Source organism: Lacticaseibacillus suibinensis (assembly GCF_003946175.1).
Taxonomy (GTDB): Bacteria; Bacillota; Bacilli; order Lactobacillales; family Lactobacillaceae; genus Lacticaseibacillus; species Lacticaseibacillus suibinensis.
Window position 1 is genome coordinate 1 of sequence record NZ_RHOK01000045.1, and the last position, 5,720, is coordinate 5,720.

5 protein-coding genes are annotated in these 5,720 nt (G+C 50.9%); 4 read left to right on the forward strand and 1 reads right to left on the reverse strand.

The annotated features are described in order from the left end of the window. The first annotated feature begins 322 nt into the window (after positions 1-322). The 3 genes from EKM90_RS12510 to EKM90_RS12520 all read left to right on the forward strand — a co-directional run bounded on the left by EKM90_RS12510 (position 323) and on the right by EKM90_RS12520 (position 1,773). Entirely contained in the window at positions 323-1,054 is a 732-nt protein-coding gene (locus tag EKM90_RS12510; RefSeq protein WP_125583120.1) for a hypothetical protein, read from the forward strand. A 44-nt stretch (positions 1,055-1,098) separates the two neighbouring features. Then, complete coding sequence (locus EKM90_RS12515) at positions 1,099-1,326, forward strand: nuclease-related domain-containing protein (protein ID WP_125583122.1); 228 nt, start codon at positions 1,099-1,101, stop codon at positions 1,324-1,326. A 63-nt stretch (positions 1,327-1,389) separates the two neighbouring features. Next, positions 1,390-1,773, forward strand: a complete 384-nt coding sequence (locus EKM90_RS12520; RefSeq protein WP_125583124.1) for a hypothetical protein — start codon at positions 1,390-1,392, stop codon at positions 1,771-1,773. Positions 1,774-2,163: 390 nt separating this feature from the next. Here the strand turns inward: EKM90_RS12520 and EKM90_RS12525 are convergent, their stop codons facing one another. Beyond that, positions 2,164-3,720 carry a hypothetical protein gene (locus EKM90_RS12525; protein ID WP_164507999.1) on the reverse strand — a complete coding sequence of 519 codons (1,557 nt, stop codon included), beginning with the start codon at positions 3,718-3,720 and terminating at the stop codon, positions 2,164-2,166. Between the two features lie 292 nt (positions 3,721-4,012). Here EKM90_RS12525 and EKM90_RS12530 point away from each other — a divergent pair, with 292 nt between their 5' ends. Next, entirely contained in the window at positions 4,013-5,602 is a 1,590-nt protein-coding gene (locus EKM90_RS12530; RefSeq protein WP_125583128.1) for a helix-turn-helix domain-containing protein, read from the forward strand. The last annotated feature ends 118 nt before the right edge of the window (positions 5,603-5,720 follow it).

Genomic DNA, 5,720 nt, shown 5'->3' on the forward strand with positions numbered 1-5,720 from the left:
TCAAGCAGTCCAATCCGCACTGAACCATCGTCCCAGACGTATTCTGAACTATCTTCGCCCATGCGATTACTACCGATGCATGGCGTAACAGACTAGACCACTATCAAGAATTCGTTATCATCGTTGCACTTGACTTGAAAATTGAGGCACTTCTTCAGCATCTAAGAGCAGCGTCAAAAACAAAACACAAACCAAAAGCGCAAAAGCAGCGAGTCAAAAAGCAAAAAAGCTGACAGCTGAAGAAAAAGCCCTGCAGAAAAAAACTAAGGCCATTTTCAAAGGCATTACCCTTTCACTGGTGGGGACGAAAGAGCATCCAATAGTGGACTGGGACAAACCGACACTGTTGACTAATATTGCCACCTATCTAGCCAAACAGGATGGCGCGGATCCCGCGACGGTGCTGGCCATTATTAAGGTCAAAGAAACAGCCGAGAAAATTCCCAACGAAAAGCAAACGGTTGACGGCTACGCCTCTTTCGGTCCCCTTGGTTTCCCGGATATGTTTGAAACTTACTACGATTCTGGTATCGCCCTGACTGGAGAACAAAAAGCTGCGCTTGATAACGTAGCCAGCGATTTAGATGATCTCACGGTCAATCCTTCTGCAGGCAGTAATGAAAACTTGGGCTACGATAAACCTGGCTACCATGCAAATTTATCTGTCTACGATAGCTCGGGATTCGGTGTCGAAATCAACAAGAACTTTGCGCATATGCCCAAACCTAAAGCCATTAACGTCCGTGAGCTACTCACTAATCATCTTTATATCCATATGACGGGTTGGGAAGGCACTGAGGATACGATCAAAGGCATCTACCTCGATCAACCAACGCTTAGCCAGATTTCGCAACTGATGGGCACAATGCTTGAGCCTGATGCAGTGAACGCCCTTTGGGACATCAGAAACAACACGTTAAAATATCGCCCAGGGGATACCGTGACCATCGATTTTGATTCCCTCGCCAGTAAACTAGCTGAACTAACGCCTAACACTGCTAGTGTCACTTGGTACGGCGATGGCCAAGGACCGACCGTTCTGAAGGCAGAATAGTTAAAGCCGGTCAGGTCAACGACAGCGAAAGGAGGTGCAAGTTGATGGCGGAGCGGCCTTACACCAACCGTGGTGAATATCTCACCTATCAGCGACTAAAAGGACTCTCTGCCGCCCATTCTGATGACAGAATCACGATTTTCCCCAATGTGTTTTTTCATTCCATCACCAATGGTCCCGTTCGGCAAATCGATCACCTCATCACGAGTCGCCGCGGGGTGTTCATGCTTGAAACAAAGTACTGGGCAGGCACGGTTTACCACCAAGTTTGAAATCAGCAGCTTAAGAGTGAGTGTGAAAGATTCTGGCCGCTCGTCGAAGCCGCTCTCCCATCAATGATTCGCAAGTTAAGCCAAGATTCCCCTTATACGCTAATTGCCCACCGGAATCGGCCGTTAACGGTGCGTCTCGGCTACAGCAATCCAACAGAGCAGGTACGCACAGCCAAAACACAGTTGCGCGACTTATTGAGTCAACATCTTAAGATTCCGCCGTACCTGCATGGCTTCGTGGTTTATGTTTACCCGCATGGTGAAGCCAACACCATTGTTGATTTGAATCACCACCTGGATCACCTTGGACAATTCGGTGCGGAACCGGAGGGCTTCACTAGCATTGACGCTTTTGTGCAGTATTATCATCAACTGCCCAGCCGCGTCATGCCGACCCAACGGCTAACTGCCATCAATCGGTGTATCAGAGAGCAGATTATCTCCTAGTCTTTCACTCGGGGAAAAATCCAACCGTGCAGTTTTATGGCTCTGGTCGGCCGACCTGAACCCTATCGTTTGAAAAATGTTACCCCAGAATGGCCACGGCCTCACGGGGAAGCAAGATCCGTGGAATATCCCCGCCTTCGGACCTCATCATGCTGATGATGAGGTCTTTTTCTGTAAGGTCACAAGCAGATTTGGCTCGTTCCATTCATACCCCTAGTCCAGCATGATGGCCGGTAAGCCAACGCTGCTAAGCATAGTCGAGCCGGCTGACTGCTTGCTGTGAGAATCAATCGCGGCAATAAAAAAGCGACACCTTTTTCGGGCACCGCCAATATGGGTTAATTCTTTACTGCTTCGGTCACAATCACCAGGCGCATGATGGGACAATTGCTAATCATCTAACGAAGTAAGTAGAGCAAGCACTTTCGTTTGCGCCGCCGCCACCATAGCTAAGGTGGCATCCGGGCTGGCAATCGTAGCCGCCGCCTGTGTCATCGCTTCAATCTGGGAGTTCAAGGCCTCAACCCCAGCTGGCATCAAGGCACTGAGCAACTCCGGACACTGCCCTCCAGTTAACCAAGATTGGTGACACTGCAGGGCTTGTTCCCTGCTAACCAATTGCCGCAACTCGGCTTGGCTGAGGCTCGGCAGTTCCCGTCGGCCTTGATTGGTCTGCATCCACGTCAGCAAGTCTTGCCACGAATCAACCTGGCCAGTCTCCAGGGCTTCAATCAGCCCCGCATAGAAACTCACCCGGTTGTCGCCCTGCTGCAACGCTGATGGCAAGAGGCTCAACCCTAATCGGCCCGCCGCAAGCAACCGTTCGTGTAAGGTGCGCATCTGATACCAAAGCAGTAATTGTTCCTCCTGCAAAGAAGCAAAATAATGTGCTACCAAGGCAGAAGTGCTGCACTCAGGGTGAGCCGCCATCAGTGGGTGGACGGCGGAATTGGTTTCAATTGTTGCCAGATTGGTTGCGAGCTGGCGTCGACTATCCGCCAACATCGAGCCAAGTGAGCCCCCGTCATGATAGATTTTAGTATCATCTAATTCCTCATAAAAACTGTTCAGGGTCGCGTCAGCAGTGTCTTTTTGCGCCAGTTCATACCAATTCGCCCGCAACCGAACGTCGCTAATTTGCCCAAACCAGGCCCCGAACCGACCATCAGCGCCAGCGTTCCATTCCCGGTAAAAATCTTGCAAGTACTCGGTCAGACTCGGCTTACTGGTGGACGCTGGTGCATGCTGCGCCATTTGATACTGCGCAAAGCTGCGGGCCTGATCGAAATCATTTTTATAGTCTTGATAGCGCTGATACGCACTTAAATGTTCCTGATAAGGGGTCAGCACTTGCTCATCAAGTAGTGCCTCAAAATCAACCGGCACTCCATGAAAGTGGAATGCCGTGAACTCAGGTGAATCTGCATCATAGATCAAACACTGCTGAGAAGCATCAACCCTGATGGCGTCGGGGCGCAGCACCGTGTGGGCCAACTGACTAAACATGCGCTCCTCTAGCTCAACCTGAAGCGCGGTTTGGTTCTCTTGCTGGGTTGTTGCCTTCGCGACCAGCTCCCGGTCGATGGCTTTGGCCACCCGCTGTTTCTGGGCTGCCACGAGCCGATGAAGATTATCGGTGGCAAAGGCAAGATTGGTATCAGTCGAAATTGTTTCTCCCGGTTTTGGGCCAATTCGAAATGCCTTTAATAATGGTAAGTCTTCAATCACCTTCCGGGCCTGATCCAAGGGTCCGACTTCACTGATGATCAGTTTTAACACTGAAATCAGCTGTGGTGTATTCAGCTGGGCCATCACTTCTGGTGCCGCGGACACGCAATCCGCCGCCGTTTTGATGCGACTAGCCTCTGACTTCAAAGTCATCAGTTGGCCAGAGTGCAATTGGTTTGAGCTTGATTGATTCATGTTGATCCCCCAAAATTTTTGCATAAAAAATAGCCAATCTCTTGCCAGATTTTCACCACGATTGAGGTGTTGCGAATATGCAACTCCTACGCGTTCAAATCTGTTCAATTGATTAGCTAATCATTTTTTAAATATAAAATGAGTTGGTATACCACCGTTAATGATAACGATGGTCAACTAAAAACGCAAGCTATAATCATCCCCCTCGAATACGAATTCGGCCCGGCAGACAAACTAACCGACTCATGGTTGAACGTCATCGCAGGGCGGCGCATACTTAATCTATCGTTAACGCCTCGTAAAAAGGAGCTTAGAAATGGAAACATGGGTGGGTCAATATTTCCAGCATTTTCGCACCAGCCGCGGCATCGGCGTACGCCAGGCCGGACGCGGTTTAAGCAGCGCCTCGGTCTCCCGCTTTGAGCGGGGTTTGGCCGATATTTCAGTGAACGCCGCCGCTCAGCTCATGTTTAACATTGGCATGGACGCCTACGACATCACGGATGCCATGCGCCGCCATCAGCGCACGTTTCCAAGCATCCTCAATGATTTTGTGTTAGGTCATCGGGGCCAAATCAAGCAAACGGTCACCGCCTACCTAGCGCAAGGCACCTTACCTGAAACCTTGGTGGCGCTAGTCCAAACCGCTAGCACCTGGCTAGATGAACCGCTTGATAGTCCCCGTCAGCTAGGGGCTCACTTCGAGCAAGAATTGGCAGATCGACTAGGTGATCCGGTAAACTGGTACAATTTTGAAGAATTTTTGTTGGTGGCGACGTTGCCTTTTGCCAGCAGCGAGTTAAAAACGCTGCTCTGGCAGCGCGCCACGGCGCTGAAAGGTCGGCAGCTGGGTAAACAAAACTATAACCTCTGGCTGCTGGGGAGCTTGGCGCTGGCCAAGGCCGATTCTGAGCTCCACGCGCTGGTTGCGAGCGATCTCACCAAGATTCTGCAAGATCCGACCTTGGTCACCTTTTTCAACAACGTCGCCCCCCAACTGCGCGCACTCATCGCGTTGGCACGAGGGGAGGATATTTCATCGCTGGTTTTGGCGCTTCAGCAGATTGGTGCAAGGCCGCTGGCCGACTATCTGCTTGCGCTCCAGCATCAATGCAGCTTAACCCGCCCCAGCCAACACAATCCCAACCTGAAGTCCGCTATCCCGGCGGACTGGCAGCTTTCGCTGGATGAGAATCTGTTAACGGGGCCGGTTCTAGCGAAACGCCGCAAGCAGCTGGGTCTGCCCATGAAAGCCGTGTTGGGCGATTGGAATCTCTCAACCCAATCGCGCTTTGAACAAGGTCGCACGCAGTTAGGCTTTCTCAAAACGTTGACCTTACTTGAAAAATTGGCGCTGCCTTTCTACGCCGCCGGTATGACCACCGATCAGTTCAGCCTTTTTCACCGCTACCGCGCGGAGCTGGAATTACTGGGGCGAGGACCGGTCACAGAGCAAACCCGTGAGGCAGTTCTAGCCGTCCTGACTCAGTTTGAAGCAGCAATCACCGGTCTACCCCGGGGGTTACGGCTAATGTTGGCCAAAGGCCTGAGAACCAGTCTGCAGTGGCAAAACAGCCCACTTTTCCCGGAGGACGACCCTGTATTTGCTAGCCTCACGCTAGAAGACCAGGGTGAAATTCTCACCTACTTTGATACAATCACCGAAGTTAGCGCTTTAGATACAGAAGCGCTCGGATTCGCGATCAATAGTATCAAAAAAAAGTACTATACCGCCATTATTAGCTTAGTGATGGCAAAAACTCCGCCCAACAGCAAGGCAGCCGCCAACCTGCGGCAAAGTGGCACTAACTTTATGTTCGGCGCTATCTATTACGACGTGCAAGAAGCGATGCCAATTGTTGAGGACTATTTCCACCCTCAATTTTCAAGTCAAGTGCAACGATGATAACGAATTCTTGATAGTGGTCTAGTCTGTTACGCCATGCATCGGTAGTAATCGCATGGGCGAAGATAGTTCAGAATACGTCTGGGACGATGGTTCAGTGCGGATTGGACTGCTTGAA

Excerpts from the sequence above, each read along its gene's own strand:
- EKM90_RS12525 (WP_164507999.1), bottom strand. The coding sequence starts at position 3,720 with ATGCAAAAATTTTGGGGGATCAACATGAATCAATCAAGCTCAAACCAA.
- EKM90_RS12520 (WP_125583124.1), top strand. The coding sequence starts at position 1,390 with ATGATTCGCAAGTTAAGCCAAGATTCCCCTTATACGCTAATTGCCCAC.
- EKM90_RS12515 (WP_125583122.1), top strand. The coding sequence starts at position 1,099 with ATGGCGGAGCGGCCTTACACCAACCGTGGTGAATATCTCACCTATCAG.
- EKM90_RS12530 (WP_125583128.1), top strand. The coding sequence starts at position 4,013 with ATGGAAACATGGGTGGGTCAATATTTCCAGCATTTTCGCACCAGCCGC.